Genomic DNA, 16,976 nt, shown 5'->3' on the forward strand with positions numbered 1-16,976 from the left:
AAGGAAACTTTTTCTATATCTATCTCGTAATGACTAGAGAACCTAGCAGAAAAGGAGAGATAGAATTGAAACGAATGATAGTGAGAATGACCCTGCCGCTGCTGATTGTCTGTCTGGCGTTTTCTTCTTTTTCAGTCTCTGCACGTGCTGCTTCTGAAGAAAAATATTGGGATTCATGGATTGAACGACATGCACAGCCACTGGATGCTTCCAATGCTTCAAACAAAGACCTTCGATTTCTAAAGAAGGTGCTGAAAGGGAAACGAATCGTTCAGTTAGGGGAAACGACACATGGCGCTGGCGAAATGAATGCCACAAAGGTCAGAATGATCAAATATCTCCACGAAGAGCTGGGATACGATGTATTGGCATTTGAGTCTGGCTTTCCTGATACAAATGCATCCTACCTTAATATGGACCAATTAACCCCTAAAAGCACGATGAAAAACTCCATTTACGCTGTATGGCACACAGAAGATGTCGTTGAATTGTTTGATTACATGAAAAAGCAAAAAGAGAAAGGCGATCCGCTGATCCTTACCGGTTTTGATATTCAAAGCATGAAGAATTCATTCAATGATGCTGCGACTCAATGGGTAAAAGCGGTGGACCCTGAGAAAGCAGAGTTGCTCTCCCAATCAGAAAATGATTTTTCAACATTAGTGACAGACAGCAATACGTTTGATGAATTTTCGCAAAAGAAGGAAAAGCTTGTGAAAAACTATCAGAAGCTGATCAAGTTCACTAAAACACATGCTTCAGAGCTAAAAGAAAACCTTCCAAAAGAGCCGAAAGCTTATGAGATGTTTATGCATTCTCTTCAGCTGAGAATTGACGTAATGGAAACATATATGCTGGAAGAAATGAAAGAAAAACTAGAGGAGTATCCGGAGAATATTGAGAATTTTTCATTCTTTATGAGAGACCGCATGATGGCTGAACAATTTCAGTGGGTAGCCGACACCCTTTATCCGAAAAAGAAAATCATTGTCTGGGGCCACAATTACCATCTACGCAAACAGAATACGAAGATGATAAAGGACTGGGTACAGCTAAACGGCCCTAACATGGGTGATTATTTGCCGGAGCAGCTGAAAAAACAAACATATACGATTGGCATTTATGCTTACTCAGGTGCGAGTCTTGATAGCTCCGATAATAAGACTGTTAAGCCGGTTACAAGCCCGCCGCCGTCTGGGAGCCTTGAAGCTTTGCTGAAAGCGGCGGACCGACCGGCTGTTTTTGTTGATTTTCTCCATACAAAAAACAAGAAAGGCACTTCGTGGATGTATACCCCGCGGACTGCGCTCTATTGGGGGTACATGGAAGAGCAGATGATCCTGAAGGAACAATATGACGGTGTCATTTGGCTGGAGCATATCACGCCCTCTGTCATTATCAAGTGAGCGGTGTCTTCCTGTGCTATAACAGGTAGAGTTCACCTTTTGTTTGATAGTTTTCAGATAACTATATTGATTAGTAAATGAATGGAAAATACTTGTTTGCCATGAGAAACCCTTGTGCTGCTTAGGTTTGTAAGAGCTTGGATATTTTTATCAGTCTGGGCGGATCTGTTCATCTTTGCGGCATTTTCCTGTATGATATAGTAAGAGTGTGCATAGCAACTAACTATAATTGAACAGGGTGTTTAAACATGGAAAAACAATACAGAGTATTACTTTACTATAAATATGTTCCGATTGAAGATCCAGAGGCGTTTAGAGAGCAGCATCTGGCTTTTTGTAAGGAGCTTGGTTTGTTAGGCCGTATCCTTGTTTCTTCTGAAGGAATTAACGGTACGGTATCAGGTACGGTTGAACAGACTGAAAAATATATGGAAACAATGAAAGCTGATCCTCGTTTTGCGGACATGGTATTTAAAATTGATGAAGCAGAAGGCCATGCCTTCAAAAAAATCTTCGTCCGCCATAAAAAAGAGCTTGTAACGCTTCGTCTTGAAGATGATGTCGATCCGAACGAAACAACAGGCCAGCATTTGAAGCCTGCAGAATTTTATGAGAAGATGCAGGATCCAAACACAATTGTCATCGACGCGCGTAACGATTACGAGTATGACCTTGGCCATTTCAGAGGTGCGGTCCGTCCTGACATCGAAGCCTTCCGCGAATTACCTGAATGGATCGAAGAACACAAAGATATGCTTGAAGGCAAAAAGATTTTAACGTACTGTACAGGCGGCGTACGCTGTGAAAAGTTCTCAGGATGGCTGGTGAAGCAAGGCTTTGAAGATGTAGCACAGCTTGACGGCGGAATCGTGACATACGGAAAAGATCCAGAGGTGCAAGGCAAGCTTTGGGACGGCCAGTGCTACGTATTTGATGAAAGAATCAGCGTGCCTGTCAACCGTGTCGAGCATGTGATTGTCGGCAAGGACTACTTTACAGGAGAACCGTGTGAGCGTTATGTGAACTGCGCAAATCCATCTTGCAATAAAAAAATGATATGCACACCGGAAAATGAGTATAAATATATGCGCAGCTGCAGCCACGAATGCCGCACGAACCCAAGAAACCTGTATGTGAAAGAGCATAATATGACAGAAGAAGAAGTAAACGCAAGACTGGCAGCGATTGAAACAGAAGATCACGCTGCTGCTGAATAAAAAAAGAACACCTCGTATTGAGGTGTTCTTTTTTTCTATATGCTTTCAGTTTGGCTGTTTGCGGAAACCCATTCTTTTTGGCGGAAGGCCTTTTCCCATTTTGATACCACGATACAGGCGATCGCATGTCCCGGTACGTTCACGCCCGTTCTCGCCATGTCCATGACGCGGTCAACACCCGCGATAATGGCAACGCCTTCAGCCGGCAGTCCTACAGCATTGGCAGTCGCCAGAAGAACTACAAGCGATCCTGAGGGTACAGCTGCAATGCCTTTACTGGTCATCACAAGCACAAGCATCATGAGCAGCTGCTGGGACAATGTCATGTCTACTTGAAAGGCCTGTGCGAGAAAGATACAAGAAACTGATAAATATAAGCTGGAGCCGTCACAGTTCAATGACAAGCCGGAGGGAACGACAAATGATACCACTCGTTTGGGACAGCCGTATTTCTCCATTCTATCCATCAGCTGAGGGAGAATGGTTTCAGTGCTGGTGGTGGAAAATGCAATTAAAAACAGATCCCATATCATTTTCAATACTTCGAAATACTTAATCTGAAAGATGAGACCGACAAGCGGAAAGAGGACAAAGAGGATCAGGAACAGGCCAAGGAATACGGTGCCAACCAGCTTAAACATAGGGAGGAGGAGTTCAATGCCGTATTGGCCTACAGAAGCTGCCATCAGGGCTAACACGCCGATAGGAGCAGTGACCATGACGATTTGTGTGAGCTTGAACATAATCTGAGCGGTAGATTCAAAGAACTTCATTACTGGTTCAGAAGCTTTGCCGATACCAGCTGCGGCGACACCAAATAAAATGGCGAAGAAAATAACGGCAAGCAAATCATTTCTGGCCATGACATCAATAATGTTTGTAGGGATAATATCCAGGATCATTTGCTTGAAATCAACAACTTTGTCTGTGTAGCCGGAAAGTTCATGGATATCTTTTTTTGCCAAATGGGAGAGGTCAAGCCCGACACCTGGTTTTAAGACATTCGCTAATAAAAGTCCAAGCCCTAATACCAACGTTGTAATCACTTCGAACCAAATGATCGTCTTGATACCAAGGCTGCCCATTTTTTTCATGCTTCCGCTTCCTGCGGCTCCAATGACAATGGTAGAAAACACAATCGGCACAACAATCATTTTAATCAGGCGGATAAATCCATCTCCGACAGGCCTCAGTGCCATCCCGAAATCAGGAAAAAAGTGGCCGATCACTGCGCCGACAGCCAAAGCGATTAAAATTTGAAACGCGATTAATTTTTTCAAATGAATCCCCCTTTAGAACGATAGAATGTAGGCATATTCATATCATTCGTGATTCAAATGCAAACACCTTTTTTCAAGTTATTTTATTTTGACAGCGCTTTCATTATGTTGGCGAAAAAGTCCCCCGCAGCAGGGGGGACTTTTTTACTTCATTTGAATGTGCTTTAGATCTTCTTCAGAGGTATTTGTGAAAATAACCGGTGTTATGGCTGAAGCGGCATGCTGCTTGATGTAATTGAGATCAAAGGTGAGAAGCAGTTCGCCTTGTTTGACGGCTTGTCCGCTTGTGACATGTGCTTCAAAGCCTTCCCCATTCAGTTTGACGGTATCGATGCCGACATGAATCAGGATTTCAGTGCCGCCGGCGCTCATAAAGCCGATGGCGTGTTTTGTCGGAAAAATCGAGACGATCTCGCCGTCCGCAGGTGCAACGACTTTTCCTTCTGATGGTATAATCGCAAATCCCTCGCCCATCATTTTTTCTGAAAAGACTTGATCAGGCACATCCCCTAAAGAGACTGTTTCTCCTTTAATCGGATAAATAAAGGTCTCACCGGAATCGGGCTTCTGCGGTTTGTCAGTTACCGTGTCCAGCGTGGCGGCGGTGGCAGGGACGCCTCCGGCCATGATTGTTTTGATGTCGTCTTTTAAGGCATCGGACTTGGTTCCGAATATTGCCTGGAAGTTGTTGTTGACCTCCAGCACACCTACTGCACCAAGCCGTTTTAATTCATCCTTGCTGACTTGGCTTGGCTGATGAACGGTCACACGAAGCCTAGTGATACACGCATCCAGGTTAGCGATATTTTGCTGTCCGCCCAAGGCCTGCAGCACGTGAAAGGCAAGCTGGTCTTTTGCAACTGGAGTTTTCTCCTCATTCTGACCGTCTTCATCTGTCTCACGGCCGGGCGTTTTCAAATTCCATTTCAGAATCGCAAATCGGAACAAATAATAATAAATGAAAGCAAACACGATCCCGACAGGAATGACAACCCAGCCGTTTGTAGACAGTCCGTAGTTCAAGACGTAGTCAATTCCGCCGCCTGAGAACGTATAGCCGTGGCGGACATGGAATAAATCACAAACGACAAAGATGACGCCGGCAAGAATAGAGTTAATCAAATAGAGCACGGGCGCAACGAACAAGAAAGAAAACTCAACCGGTTCTGTAATTCCGGTCAGCATAGATGTGAGCGCCGCAGAAATCATCACGCCGGAGATCATTTTTTTCTTTTCCGGACGCGCGGTATGGATAATGGCAAGAGCAACTGCCGGCAGACAGAAAATCATGTAAGGAAAATCCCCCATCATAAAGCGCCCGGCTGTCGGGTCTCCCGCGAAAAACCTTGTCAGGTCGCCGGTTACGGTGTTGCCTGTTGATGGGTCTGTGTATTCTCCCATCATAAAATAGAAAGGCGTATAAAAAATATGATGCAGTCCAAAAGGAATCAGCAAACGATAGATCGTTGCATAAAAGAACAGTCCGACTGTTGAATCGGCAATTAAACTGCTGGCTGCGTTAATTCCGTTTTGGATCAGCGGCCAAACGAATGAGAAAATGACGCCGATCACCAATGAACTGACGGAAGTAATAATCGGGACAAAGCGTTTTCCAGAGAAAAATCCAAGGACCGGATGCAGCTCGATTGATGAAAATCGCTTATATAAATAGGCGGCGAGAAGCCCGATAATGATTCCTCCGAAAACCCCCATATCAATCAGGTGCTCGGCTCCTTCATACGGAGGCTGAAGGCCGAGTAATTTTCCCATATTGTCGAGGGTGACGGTTAAAATTAAGTATCCGATGACAGCGGCAAGTCCGGCTACACCTTCTCCGCCGGCTAATCCGATCGCGACCCCCACGGCGAAAATCAGCGGGAGATTATCGAATACAACGCCGCCTGCATCCTTTATAATAGGGATGTTCAGTAAATCCTTGTCTCCGAAACGGAGCAAAAGACCTGCTGCCGGCAGGACGGCAACCGGGGTCATCAACGCGCGGCCAAGCTGCTGCAGAATTTGAAATGCCTTTTTAAACATGACAGTCTCCTTTTATTGTTTTATGAGCATGGTGCACTCTTTAATTTTTGAGCTGCTTTATAATCGGCGATAACGGTTACATGATTGTGTTTTTGAAGAATGGAGGCTGGTACTTCTGTCGTGACAGGACCTTCAGCCATCTTTTGAATGGCGTCTGCTTTTTCCTCGCCGCTTGCTAAAAGCACAATATGTTTGCTGAATTCCATGATGGTTTTAATGCCCATTGAAATCGCGAGTCTCGGCACCAGCACCCGATCACCGCCGAAGAATCTGGCATTTGCCTGTATCGTGCTTTCCGAGAGCTTCACAACACGTGTCCGGTCTTCAAAATCAGATCCCGGTTCATTGAAACCGATATGGCCATTGGCGCCGATGCCGAGAATTTGGACATCAATGCCTCCCGCCTGGCGGATGAGATCCTCGTATACTTTGCATTCCGCCTCAAGCTGCGGGTTGTCTCCTTGCGGGATATGAATATGATCAGGCTGCATATTGATATGCTGAAATAGATGCTCATGCATAAAATGGTTATAACTTTGCGGATGAGATGGAGAGAGACCAGCGTATTCATCCAAATTAAATGTAGTAACCTTTGAAAAATCAATTTCGCCTGCCTGATAGTCTGAAATCAACTGCTTATACAAGCCGACCGGTGTGCTTCCTGTTGCCAGGCCGAGAACGGCATCTTTCTTAGCTTGTATTTGTTCTTTAATAATGGCAGCGCTTAACTTACAGAGTTCTTCGTAGTGCTCGGCGATCAGAATCTTCATGTGACACCCCCTCAAAGAGATAGACAAGCACCATATTTGTTATGACCAATTTATGATACTTGTCATTACGAATTTAGCACCGCCCTTATCAAACTGTCAATATTAATTTCTGAAAATTTGTTATAAAAGAAGGATACAAATCTTTCATATTGGGAGGGCAAATGGTATTATGGTCTCAATGAAAAAGAACGGATTGCATACAGAATGGGGAGAATGAAATGACAGCTTTATATTCTGTTATCAAGTTTAAAATCATTGAGTTAATTAAATCGGGCAAATATCAGGCGAATGATCAGCTGCCGACGGAGAGTGAGTTTTGCGAACAATATGATGTCAGCAGAACAACTGTGAGACTGGCTCTGCAGCAGCTAGAGCTTGAGGGATATATTAAAAGAATTCAAGGAAAAGGGACATTTGTATCGGCGGCCAAAATACAAACGCCGATTCCGCATAAGATTACGAGCTTTGCAGAACAAATGAGAGGACTTCGTTCTGAATCAAAAGTGCTTGAGCTTGTGGTGATTCCTGCCGATCATTCCATCGCCGAGCTTTTGAAAATGAAAGAGAATGAACCTGTCAACAAGCTTGTCAGAGTCAGATACGCCGAGGGGGAACCTTTGCAGTATCATACCTCATATATTCCCTGGAAGGCGGCACCGGGGCTGGCGCAGGAGGAATGCACCGGCTCGCTGTTTGAATTGTTAAGGACAAAATACAATATTGAAATCAGCAGGGGCACGGAATCGATCGAACCGATTTTAACGGATGAAACGATCAGCGGACACTTATTAACCAATGTCGGAGCGCCTGCGTTTTTATCAGAATCCCTTACCTATGATAAAAATGAAGAAGTGGTGGAATATGCGCAAATTATTACACGGGGAGACCGAACGAAATTCACCGTAGAACAGTCATATCATTCATAAAGCAATGTGTTTTAAGAAGGGAATGGTGGTTCTATGTTTTTATTTACGAATGGAAAAGTGCTGTGGGGAGCAGTGATTGCTGCATTCATCCTTTCAATTGTATTTTACCCTTTTCTGCCGACGCAGATGCCGATTCATTATGATGTTGCGAACAGTCCGGATCTGACGGTTAACAAGCTGGCGGGGACTGTGATGCTGCCTGTTTTGATGGTGGTGTTTGCATGGGCGCGGAAGATCAATTGGCAATTTGTATTCGCAGTGTATATTTTGCTGATTTGCCACATTGTCGTCCTTTGTTTAGCGCTCTAAATCAAACAGCCAGAATAAAACTGGCTGTTTTCTTTAATTTCAGCTTCATCTGACAATGAATGTGGTGTATAATAGCTGATGATCCTAAAGAATATTCTGAAATTTATCGGTGTGGTGCGGCGTATCATGAAAGGAAGGGCTGTATGTTTTTTGCAGCTTTAAAAAGACTGAATATTTAAACAATTATATGAAAGGTGTGCTGATCAGATTGAATAAGCTTATTGAACGAGAAAAAACTGTATATTATAAGGAAAAGCCCGACCCGTCTTCCTTGGGGTTTGGACAATATTTTACAGATTATATGTTTGTGATGGACTACGAAGAGGGAATTGGATGGCATCATCCAAGAATTGCACCGTACGCACCGCTTACGCTCGATCCGTCTTCATCTGTTTTTCATTACGGCCAGGCTGTTTTTGAAGGATTAAAAGCATACAGAACAGAGGATGGCAGGGTGCTCCTGTTCCGTCCGGATCAAAATATCAAACGGCTGAACAGATCGTGTGAGCGCATGAGCATGCCCCCTTTAGACGAAGAGCTGGTCCTTGAGGCATTGACACAATTAGTTGAGCTGGAGAAAGATTGGGTTCCAAAGAAAAAAGGAACGTCACTGTATATTCGTCCTTTTGTCATTGCCACAGAACCGAGTCTCGGTGTGAAGGCATCCAGGAGCTATACATTTATGATCGTGCTTTCGCCTGTCGGCTCCTATTATGGCGACGATCAGCTGAAGCCGGTTAGAATCTATGTCGAAGATGAGTATGTGCGGGCGGTCAACGGAGGAGTCGGGTTTGCAAAAACGGCTGGAAACTATGCCGCCAGTCTTCAGGCACAGCGGAAAGCGAATGAACTGGGCTATGACCAGGTACTGTGGCTGGACGCCATCGAAAAGAAATATGTGGAAGAAGTAGGGAGCATGAACATCTTTTTCGTCATAAACGGGGAAGCTGTCACACCTGCTTTAAGCGGAAGCATTTTAAGCGGGGTTACACGTGCGTCTGCGATTGAATTGATTCGAAGCTGGGGCATTCCGGTTCGTGAAGAGAGAATATCGATTGATGAGGTGTATGCGGCCTCTGCACGCGGAGAATTGACAGAGGTCTTCGGCACAGGCACGGCAGCCGTCGTTACGCCTGTCGGTGAACTCAACATTCATGGAAAAACGGTGATTGTAGGAGACGGGCAAATCGGGGAGCTATCAAAAAAGCTGTATGAAACGATAACAGATATTCAGCTTGGCAAGGTGAAAGGCCCGTTTAACTGGACAGTGGAAGTGTGAAAATCGAAAAAGAACCTGCCCGAAGGCAGGTTCTTTTTATTTTGAATAAGTCATATCAGCAGCCGGCTCGCTTTTGCGGTTTTTTACATAATATATTGCATAGCAAATGGCCATAAATGGAACGCCGCAATACAGTGCGATTCTTTGATTCGGATCAAAGGCAATGCCAACAACGGAAGCCAGGCATAACAGGAACGCAGCAATCGGCACGAACGGATACAAAGGGGTTCTGTATTTCAAATCAGTAACCTTGTTTCCCGCTTCGATATAACGTTTTCTGAACATGAATTGAGAAGCAGCGATTCCCATCCACACGACAACGACGGCAAAACCGGAAATCGACACGAGCACAACGTATACAGTGTCTGGCGCAAATACGCTGGACAGCAACGACAGAATGCCGCCGATCATGCTGAACACCAGCGCGTTAAAAGGGGTTCCTTTTGACGTCAGCTTTGCAAATGTCGGATGAAGCGTTTTTTCTTTTGATAAAGACCACAGCATCCGGGAAGAAGCGTAGAGTCCGGAATTAGCCGCTGACAGGATCGCTGTCAGGATAACAAAGTTCATGATATCGGCTGCGTATGGTACACCGAATCTGTCAAAGACAGCGACAAACGGGCTTTTGATGACACCTGCATCTTGAATCGGAATCAGCCCTGACAGCACAAAAATTGTTCCGACAAAGAAGAGTGAGAGACGCCAGACCGTTGTTTTAATCGCTTTTGGTATTGTCTTGTCAGGATCAACGCTTTCACCGGCTGCGATTCCGATTAGTTCCGTTCCCGAAAAGGCAAAATTAACGGACAGCATCGTCATCAAAATCGGGACAAATCCATTTGGAAAAAGCCCGCCTTCCGCGGTGAAGTTGGACAGCATCGGTGCGGCTTCTCCGCCTTTGATCGGGATGATGCCGAACATGGCAGAGCCGCCTAAAAGAATAAATAATACAATGGCTAATACTTTGATGCTGGAAAACCAAAATTCTGATTCAGCGAAAAACTTGACCGAAAATGCGTTAAGCAAGAAAATGAACAGCGCAAAGACGGCACTCCACATCCAAACCGATGTATGGGGAAACCAGCGCTGCATTAACAGGCCGGCTGCTGTGAATTCTGATCCCAATGCCACGGTCCATGTCAGCCAGTACAGCCAAGCAACCGTAAATCCGGTGCCCGGCCCTATGTATTTGGCTGCATAGGTGTGAAAGGCGCCGGTCACAGGCATGGCGACTGACAGCTCACCGAGGCATAGCATGACCAGATAGACGATGCCGGCCCCGACTAAGTAGGCGAGTATCGTTCCGGCCGGGCCTGCTTGCTGAATGGTATAACCAGAGCTTAAAAACAGCCCGGTTCCGATGACACCTCCCAAGGAAAGCATAAAGAGGTGCCGGCTTTTCATACTTCTCTGAAAGGTTGTCTCATTCTTGTTGTGGGCAGAGTTCATCTTTTTCCAACTTTCTATCAGCGATTTATTTCCTCCTAATAAAAAATCTCATGTCAGAAAGTGACACGAGACTCCGGCGAACCGGCTTTAAGTTAGAATATACAAACTATTCCGATAAGTCAAGTTGTTTTTAAAGAGCGGGCCCAAGCCGCAATTTCTTGAATATTTTCGGGTTTTGTCCGGCAGCAGCCGCCAATCAGCCTCGCTCCTTTTTCATGCCAGGTGCGGGCGCTCGCCCCGTAAGATTCTGCGCATGCTGCGCCGTTCCACGTTTTTGTTTCCGGATCATATTGCTCACCTGAATTCGGGTAGACAATGATCGGTTTTGACGTGTTCTTTTTTAACTCCTCTATCAAGGAAGGGATATGCTGAAGCGGCGTGCAGTTGATGCCGAGTGCTGCAATTTGGCGGTGTTCATCAAGCCATGATGCGCAATCAGATGCAGGTGTTCCGTCACTGATATGCAGGCCGTCTTTAGCACTGAAGCTGATCCATGCATACGTTTCAGGAAATTCCTTCAACAGCCGAACAATCGCTTTGGCTTCAGTCAGACACGGAATCGTTTCGCATGCCAATACATCAGCTCCGGCTTCAATCAGCGCCTTCATCCGGGGGCGATGAAATTCAATCAGTTCATCTTCTGATATTGCGTAGTTGCCGCGATACTCAGACCCGTCTGCAAGATAAGCGCCATAAGGGCCTATAGAAGCCGCAATGATGGGTTTTGGCCGATTCAAACGGTTCTCTTTAAGCGACCAAAATTCATCACGTGCTTCAGCTGCGATGCTGACGGACAACTCGATGAGCCGGCGTGCTTCCGCTTCGCTCAGCCCGCGTGCGGCAAAGCCTTCAAATGTAGACTGATAGCTGGCGGTGATTGCACAATCGGCACCTGCCGCAAAATAATCAGTATGAACTTGTTTAATCAGCTCCGGCTCTTCCATCAGGATTTTTGCTGACCACAGACTGTCGTTCAAATCACAGCCCTTGCGTTCAAGCTCGGTCGCCATGGCGCCGTCTAGAACAATAAGCGGGTATGTATCTAGTATGTGTTGGATAGGATTCATAGAATGTACCTTTCTTTCAGATTTTTTTGAAAAAGATATGAAAATCGTAATGGAGGCTTACGTGTTTGTCAATAAACGCAAAAAGAGAAAGGTGTTCAGCCCATATGTCTGAACACCCTTTTCTTATGATATTTGTTTGTTGTGCGTGTCAGTCTTTGTGTCTGAAACCGGCCAGCACTCAATGCCATTGTGGTTTTTGAGCACATCTTTATAAAAGACCGGATCCTTGCCTGCTTTTTTCTGGCGTGTATAGTCTTTCAGCGCCGTAAAAACAACCTTTGATAGTAAGAAAATAGCGATTAAATTCACGACGACCATCAAACCCATGAACAAATCAGCAAGATCCCAGACGAGCTGGACTTTGGCAACACAGCCAAACACGATCATTGCCAGCACGCCGATACGGTAGACAAAAATCAGTTTTTTGCTTTTGTTCAAAAAGCCGATATTGGTTTCGCCATAATAATAGTTTCCGATTAAAGCACAGAATCCGAATAACAAAATCAGAATGGCGAGAAAGCCTGATGCCCATGATCCGACATGGGAGCTGAGGGAGGCTTGTGTCAAGGCGATTCCGCTCAGACCCGGAGTATGATAGGCATCCGAAAACAGGATGATAAAGGCGGTGCTTGTACAAATGACCAGTGTATCTGTCAGTACACCAAAAGCTTGGATCAGCCCCTGTTTGACGGGATGGCTTGTTGTGGCGGTGGCAGCGGCATTCGGTGCGCTTCCCATTCCCGCTTCGTTTGAAAAGATTCCCCGTCTGACGCCTTGCATGAGTGCCGCGCCCAAAGCCCCGCCGGCGGCCTGGTCAAAGCCAAACGCATTTTTCACGATTAGCGCAAGCACACTTGGCAGCTGCGTAATGTTGGTGAAAATGACGAAAAACGCAACTCCGATATACAGGACAGCCAATACGACGACAATGGATTCAGCCAGCTTTGCAATGCGCTTGACTCCGCCAAAAATAATCGTGCCGAATACAGCAATTAAAATGAGTCCCAATGTCAGGCGGTTTGTGCCAAACGCGTTTTCAAAGGCAAGGCTGACTGTATTGGATTGAACCGAGTTGAAGACGATACCGAACGATAAGGTGATTAACACAGCGAACAGCGCGCCCATCCACCTTTTGTTCAGCCCTTTTTCCATGTAATACGCCGGCCCGCCGCGGAAGCCGTTTACATCTTTTACTTTATAAATCTGAGCCAGTGTGCTTTCCACAAAGCTGGATGCTGATCCGATAATGGCGATAATCCACATCCAGAAGATTGCACCGGGCCCGCCGAGTGCAATGGCGATGGCAATGCCCGTAATATTTCCCGTTCCGACACGGGCCGCCATGCTGATGCAAAAGGCTTGAAACGGAGAAATGCTGTTTTTTGACCGGGAAGCAGCACCTTCTCTTAATACCCTGACCATTTCTTTCAGCATGCGAACCTGTAAAAACTTAAGCCTGAACGTAAAATAGATTCCCAGAGAAAGGAGCAAAACAATTAATAGCTTTGACCACAAAAGATCATTTGCAATACCGACGATATGTTCCAGGATTTGCTGCATACAATCACCTCTTTTTTCATATTTAAAAAATGCTGAGCTCCCATTCCTGCGCCATATGCTTCAGCAGCATACCGCCAGTGAGGCTGTTGCCGTATTCATCAATGGCAGGCCCGTAAATGCCGATGCCGCATCCGGATTGAAAAGGCTGTTCTCTTCTGGCGCTTGGAGGCACCAGCGCCATGATGCCGCCGGAGACGCCGCTTTTGGCCGGCACGCCGACAAACGCCGCATATTTGCCTGAAGCGTTGTACATGCCGCACGTCAGCATTAATGCCTTGGCCAATTTTGCCACATCTTTTGGAATCACCTGCTCGCGTCGAATCGGATGATACCCGTCATGAGCAAGGATCAGGCCGATCAACGCAATATCTTCTGTGGTGCTCTCCATAGCGCATTGCTTCAAGTACACCTCAAGTGTTTCTTCTACTTCAGCTTCTAAAAAGTTTGTTTCTTTTAAATAGTAGGCCAGCGCTCTGTTGCGGTGGGCGGTTTCCCATTCAGAACGGAATACTTCCTCATGAATTCTCGGCCGTTTTCCTATCAAAGTTTCCATCACCGAGTAAAGAAACTCGAGCTTTTCGTATGCCGATTCTCCGGGAAGAATCGAAGCGATGGTGAGGGCACCCGCGTTGATCATGGGATTGAAGGGCTTTCCCGGCTTGTTGATTTCGAGCCGAATGATTGAATTAAAGGCGTCACCTGTCGGCTCGACATCTACGCGGTCAAGCACATAGGGAATGCCGCGGCTCATGCAGGCGGCAATAAAGCTAATCACTTTTGAAATGCTTTGCAGGGTAAAAGAGACGTTCCAGTCGCCGGCGTGTATCATCGTTCCATCAGGCTCCAATACACAGATGCCGAGCTGTGAATCATTGACTTTTCCTAAAGCGGGGATATAGTTTGCGCTTTGTCCATTGGCGGCAAAAGGGCGATAGTATTCAACCCAATCATGAAGCTGTAACGCCGGGTTTATGTCTTTCTGGTGCTCTTTTATCAATTCTTTCATCGAATTCCTCCTCACTGATTTTTTTCTTAAAGGACTGAGGTGTATCAAAACGAAGGCTAAGGGGGCGTTAAACGCTTTCATAATAGCGGAAGGTATAATTACTGTATAATGGAGACTACAGAATCATACAAAATACGACAAAAACATTTTGAAAATAAGCAGTAAGATTTATAAAAACCTCATGTTCTGGGTCAAAAGCAATTTGCAGGTTTTCTCCCGATTCCCCAAAATAAAAAGCGAGGATGTGATCAACATAAAACTGGAACGGTTTATTGAAAAAGACGGATATATACTGGCCCTCATGCTGATTACGGTGCCGCTGGCCGGTGAACTGAAATTTTATCCCCTCAATGAAGAATTCCGGGTCAGCTTTGGGGCACCGGTTTTTTTCTTCTTTTTATCATTGTTGCGGCATGTGCCCGCTGTGCTGCCGGGTTTTCTGACTGGAGCGGCTGTTTTCATCTTTCGCGTCTTTCTGGAATTATGGGGCGGAGGACACAATGGACTGACTCCGATTCTGTATGATCAAGCGTCTGGCTTTTTCTTTTATATGACTTACGCCTGTCTGTTTTCCATATTAAAGGCCAATCGTTTCCGTGAACGGCCGATTATGCTCGGTTTCATTGGGTTTATGATTGAAGTTGTGTCAGATTGTGTCGAGCTGGCTGTGCAATTTCTCATTTTTCATACGGTTGTCACGCCTGAGAAAATCACTGACATTGCGGTGATTGCGATTTCTCACACATTTATTGTGATGAGCTTTTATAGTGTGCTGAAGCTATATGAAACACAATCGAGAGAAAAACAGACAAGGCAGCAGCACGAGCACATGCTGATGATCGTTTCCAATTTATATGAAGAAACGGTGCACCTAAAAAAGACATTGAAAACGACAGAGAAAGTGACAAACGATTCGTATCAGCTCTATCGGGAAATCAAGGGAAAGGATGTTCAGCTGAGCGGCAGAATCCTGAGACTGGCCGGAGAAATTCATGAAGTGAAAAAGGACAACCAGCGGATATTCGCTGGGCTATCAAAACTGATTTCGAATGAGAGTTTGAGAGATTATATGAGGGCTTCTGATTTGCTGCAGCTCGTGATTCGAATGAATGAAAAGTACGCTGAAGCACTAGGGAAGCAGATTGATTTTTACTGCTCGATCGAGGGAGAGCATGACGAATATCACGTATTTATCGTGCTTTCGATCATTAATAATCTAACAGCAAATGCGGTAGAGGCTATGGATGAAGAGGGAATGGTCAGCCTGAGGCTCCGTAAGCCAAATGAGAGTATGGTAGAATTCCAGGTGGAAGACAATGGCCCAGGGATTTCCGAGAAAATCGGAGACATTGTGTTTGACCCGGGCTTTACTTCAAAATATGACGAATTTGGCACGCCTTCTACAGGTATCGGACTTTCCTACGTAAAGGAAATCGTGACAGAGCTAGAAGGGGATATCACGTTTGATAATCAGCAGCGGGGAGTGGTGTTTGCCATCAGGCTGCCTGTCCGGCATTTGATTCAGAAAGGGTGAACCGAAAGCTATGCGTTTTTTTATTGCAGATGATGACCGTGCGGTGCGGTCAATTTTAAGGCAGATCATTGAGGACGAAGATCTCGGGGAAGCTGCTGGTGAAGCTGACGACGGAAGCCAAGTGGAAGGGCATATGCTGCAATTTAAGCAGATTGATATTTTATTAATCGATCTGTTAATGCCCGGAAGAGACGGCATTGAGACGATTCGTCAGATCCAGAATACGTACTCCGGCAAAATCGTAATGATCTCTCAAGTGGAGGCGAAGGAAATGGTCGGGGAAGCGTACTCGCTCGGCATCGAATATTTTATCCATAAGCCGATTAACCGCATTGAAATTGTCACGGTTCTCCAAAAGGTGAAGGAGCGGATCGAGCTTGAACACTCGATTGGAGCCATCCAGCATTCTCTAAGCCGGCTTGTCAATCGGACTGAACGGAAAGCGCGTCCCCAGCAGAAGAGTGACAGCGGTTTAAAAGAGGCAGGAACATTCCTGTTGTCCGAGCTGGGCATGATGGGAGAAGGCGGCGCACATGATCTCATGGCGGTCCTGCAGTATTTAGCAGAACACGAGCAATCCGAGCCGCACGAAAAACAAAGCCCTTCGCTAAAACAAATATTCACCCAAGTAGCGGTACGGAAGCTGGGAGCAGGGGCCTCACAGACGGAAGTCAATCGCGAAATGAAAGCCTCGGAGCAGCGTATCCGCAGAGCGATTATTCATTCGCTGCACCATTTTGCTTCACTGGGCACAACTGATTTTTCGAATCCAAAATTTGAAACCTATGCATCGAAATTCTTTGATTTTCCGGTTGTCAGCCAGAAAATGAAAGAACTCCAATCCAAGGATGCAAAACCCCTTGCACCTGCTAGAATAAATATGAAAAAATTCATCCACGTGTTTTTTTTGGAAGCAAAGCTTTTGCATGAGACGATGAAACAAAGAAGGATATAAACCAAACAGCCGGCTGACCAGGCTGTTTTTTTGCTGCGCAGAATCCCGGCCGGACAGTGATTTACCGCTTTTTTATAAAATATCAGAAAATAAAGATATTGACTTATTGTTTATTTGTCTTACAATTAAACAAAAGGATATATGGGGAAGGAGCGGATGTGAAAGAAAAATTAATAAA

At 45.6% G+C, this 16,976-nt stretch carries 14 protein-coding genes; 7 read left to right on the plus strand and 7 right to left on the minus strand.

Features of this window, described 5'->3' with window-relative positions:
* Window positions 1-65 precede the first annotated feature (65 nt).
* Window positions 66-1,406: an erythromycin esterase family protein gene (locus tag MKX71_RS01370; RefSeq protein WP_131227068.1), complete on the plus strand. Its 1,341-nt coding sequence runs from the start codon at window positions 66-68 to the stop codon at window positions 1,404-1,406.
* Window positions 1,407-1,654: 248 nt separating this feature from the next.
* Entirely contained in the window at window positions 1,655-2,623 is a 969-nt protein-coding gene (locus tag MKX71_RS01375; protein ID WP_003246287.1) for a rhodanese-related sulfurtransferase, read from the plus strand.
* Window positions 2,624-2,658: 35 nt separating this feature from the next.
* Here MKX71_RS01375 and gltP read toward each other — a convergent pair whose 3' ends face one another.
* The 3 genes from gltP to nagB form a co-directional block, all read right to left on the minus strand.
* Window positions 2,659-3,903, minus strand: coding sequence for a glutamate-aspartate/proton symporter GltP (gltP, locus tag MKX71_RS01380; protein ID WP_003234847.1), 1,245 nt, complete (start codon window positions 3,901-3,903; stop codon window positions 2,659-2,661).
* Between the two features lie 144 nt (window positions 3,904-4,047).
* On the minus strand, window positions 4,048-5,943 hold the full coding sequence (gene ptsG, locus MKX71_RS01385; protein WP_181216751.1) for a glucose-specific PTS transporter subunit IIBC: 1,896 nt from the start codon (window positions 5,941-5,943) through the stop codon (window positions 4,048-4,050).
* Window positions 5,944-5,963: 20 nt separating this feature from the next.
* Window positions 5,964-6,713 carry a glucosamine-6-phosphate deaminase gene (gene nagB, locus MKX71_RS01390; protein WP_264099435.1) on the minus strand — a complete coding sequence of 250 codons (750 nt, stop codon included), beginning with the start codon at window positions 6,711-6,713 and terminating at the stop codon, window positions 5,964-5,966.
* Window positions 6,714-6,931: 218 nt separating this feature from the next.
* Here nagB and gamR point away from each other — a divergent pair, with 218 nt between their 5' ends.
* The 3 genes from gamR (at window position 6,932) to MKX71_RS01405 (ending at window position 9,227) form a co-directional block, all read left to right on the plus strand.
* On the plus strand, window positions 6,932-7,639 hold the full coding sequence (gene gamR, locus MKX71_RS01395; RefSeq protein WP_003234841.1) for a transcriptional regulator GamR: 708 nt from the start codon (window positions 6,932-6,934) through the stop codon (window positions 7,637-7,639).
* A gap of 33 nt (window positions 7,640-7,672) precedes the next feature.
* A complete protein-coding gene (locus MKX71_RS01400; RefSeq protein WP_003234840.1) occupies window positions 7,673-7,948 on the plus strand; it encodes a DUF1648 domain-containing protein in 276 nt (91 codons plus the stop codon).
* 208 nt (window positions 7,949-8,156) lie between these two features.
* Window positions 8,157-9,227 carry a branched-chain amino acid aminotransferase gene (locus MKX71_RS01405; RefSeq protein WP_339231657.1) on the plus strand — a complete coding sequence of 357 codons (1,071 nt, stop codon included), beginning with the start codon at window positions 8,157-8,159 and terminating at the stop codon, window positions 9,225-9,227.
* A 36-nt stretch (window positions 9,228-9,263) separates the two neighbouring features.
* Here the strand turns inward: MKX71_RS01405 and mmuP are convergent, their stop codons facing one another.
* The 4 genes from mmuP to MKX71_RS01425 all read right to left on the minus strand — a co-directional run bounded on the left by mmuP (window position 9,264) and on the right by MKX71_RS01425 (window position 14,309).
* Window positions 9,264-10,676, minus strand: coding sequence for an S-methylmethionine permease (mmuP, locus tag MKX71_RS01410; RefSeq protein ID WP_339231658.1), 1,413 nt, complete (start codon window positions 10,674-10,676; stop codon window positions 9,264-9,266).
* Between the two features lie 119 nt (window positions 10,677-10,795).
* Window positions 10,796-11,743 (minus strand): homocysteine S-methyltransferase, encoded by a 948-nt coding sequence (gene mmuM, locus MKX71_RS01415; RefSeq protein WP_015252920.1) that lies wholly within the window; start codon window positions 11,741-11,743, stop codon window positions 10,796-10,798.
* A 123-nt stretch (window positions 11,744-11,866) separates the two neighbouring features.
* The gene (locus tag MKX71_RS01420) at window positions 11,867-13,303 is read right to left on the minus strand and encodes an alanine/glycine:cation symporter family protein (protein WP_003234831.1); all 1,437 of its coding nucleotides are present in this window, start codon (window positions 13,301-13,303) and stop codon (window positions 11,867-11,869) included.
* A 22-nt stretch (window positions 13,304-13,325) separates the two neighbouring features.
* Complete coding sequence (locus MKX71_RS01425; protein WP_014475676.1) at window positions 13,326-14,309, minus strand: glutaminase; 984 nt, start codon at window positions 14,307-14,309, stop codon at window positions 13,326-13,328.
* Window positions 14,310-14,610: 301 nt separating this feature from the next.
* On the opposite strand from MKX71_RS01425, the gene glnK reads away from it, so the two are divergent.
* On the plus strand, window positions 14,611-15,843 hold the full coding sequence (glnK, locus tag MKX71_RS01430; RefSeq protein ID WP_080474535.1) for a two-component system sensor histidine kinase GlnK: 1,233 nt from the start codon (window positions 14,611-14,613) through the stop codon (window positions 15,841-15,843).
* 10 nt (window positions 15,844-15,853) lie between these two features.
* Window positions 15,854-16,798, plus strand: a complete 945-nt coding sequence (gene glnL / locus MKX71_RS01435; RefSeq protein ID WP_085186686.1) for a glutamine utilization two-component system response regulator GlnL — start codon at window positions 15,854-15,856, stop codon at window positions 16,796-16,798.
* Window positions 16,799-16,976 lie beyond the last annotated feature (178 nt).

The organism is Bacillus sp. FSL M8-0071, assembly GCF_037975455.1.
Taxonomy (GTDB): Bacteria; Bacillota; Bacilli; order Bacillales; family Bacillaceae; genus Bacillus; species Bacillus subtilis.

Coding starts and splice junctions, on each gene's coding strand:
- nagB (WP_264099435.1), bottom strand. CDS start 6,713: ATGAAGATTCTGATCGCCGAGCACTACGAAGAACTCTGTAAGTTAAGC.
- ptsG (WP_181216751.1), bottom strand. CDS start 5,943: ATGTTTAAAAAGGCATTTCAAATTCTGCAGCAGCTTGGCCGCGCGTTG.
- MKX71_RS01400 (WP_003234840.1), top strand. CDS start 7,673: ATGTTTTTATTTACGAATGGAAAAGTGCTGTGGGGAGCAGTGATTGCT.
- gamR (WP_003234841.1), top strand. CDS start 6,932: ATGACAGCTTTATATTCTGTTATCAAGTTTAAAATCATTGAGTTAATT.
- MKX71_RS01375 (WP_003246287.1), top strand. CDS start 1,655: ATGGAAAAACAATACAGAGTATTACTTTACTATAAATATGTTCCGATT.
- glnL (WP_085186686.1), top strand. CDS start 15,854: ATGCGTTTTTTTATTGCAGATGATGACCGTGCGGTGCGGTCAATTTTA.
- mmuP (WP_339231658.1), bottom strand. CDS start 10,676: ATGAACTCTGCCCACAACAAGAATGAGACAACCTTTCAGAGAAGTATG.
- glnK (WP_080474535.1), top strand. CDS start 14,611: ATGCTGATTACGGTGCCGCTGGCCGGTGAACTGAAATTTTATCCCCTC.
- MKX71_RS01425 (WP_014475676.1), bottom strand. CDS start 14,309: ATGAAAGAATTGATAAAAGAGCACCAGAAAGACATAAACCCGGCGTTA.
- MKX71_RS01420 (WP_003234831.1), bottom strand. CDS start 13,303: ATGCAGCAAATCCTGGAACATATCGTCGGTATTGCAAATGATCTTTTG.
- mmuM (WP_015252920.1), bottom strand. CDS start 11,743: ATGAATCCTATCCAACACATACTAGATACATACCCGCTTATTGTTCTA.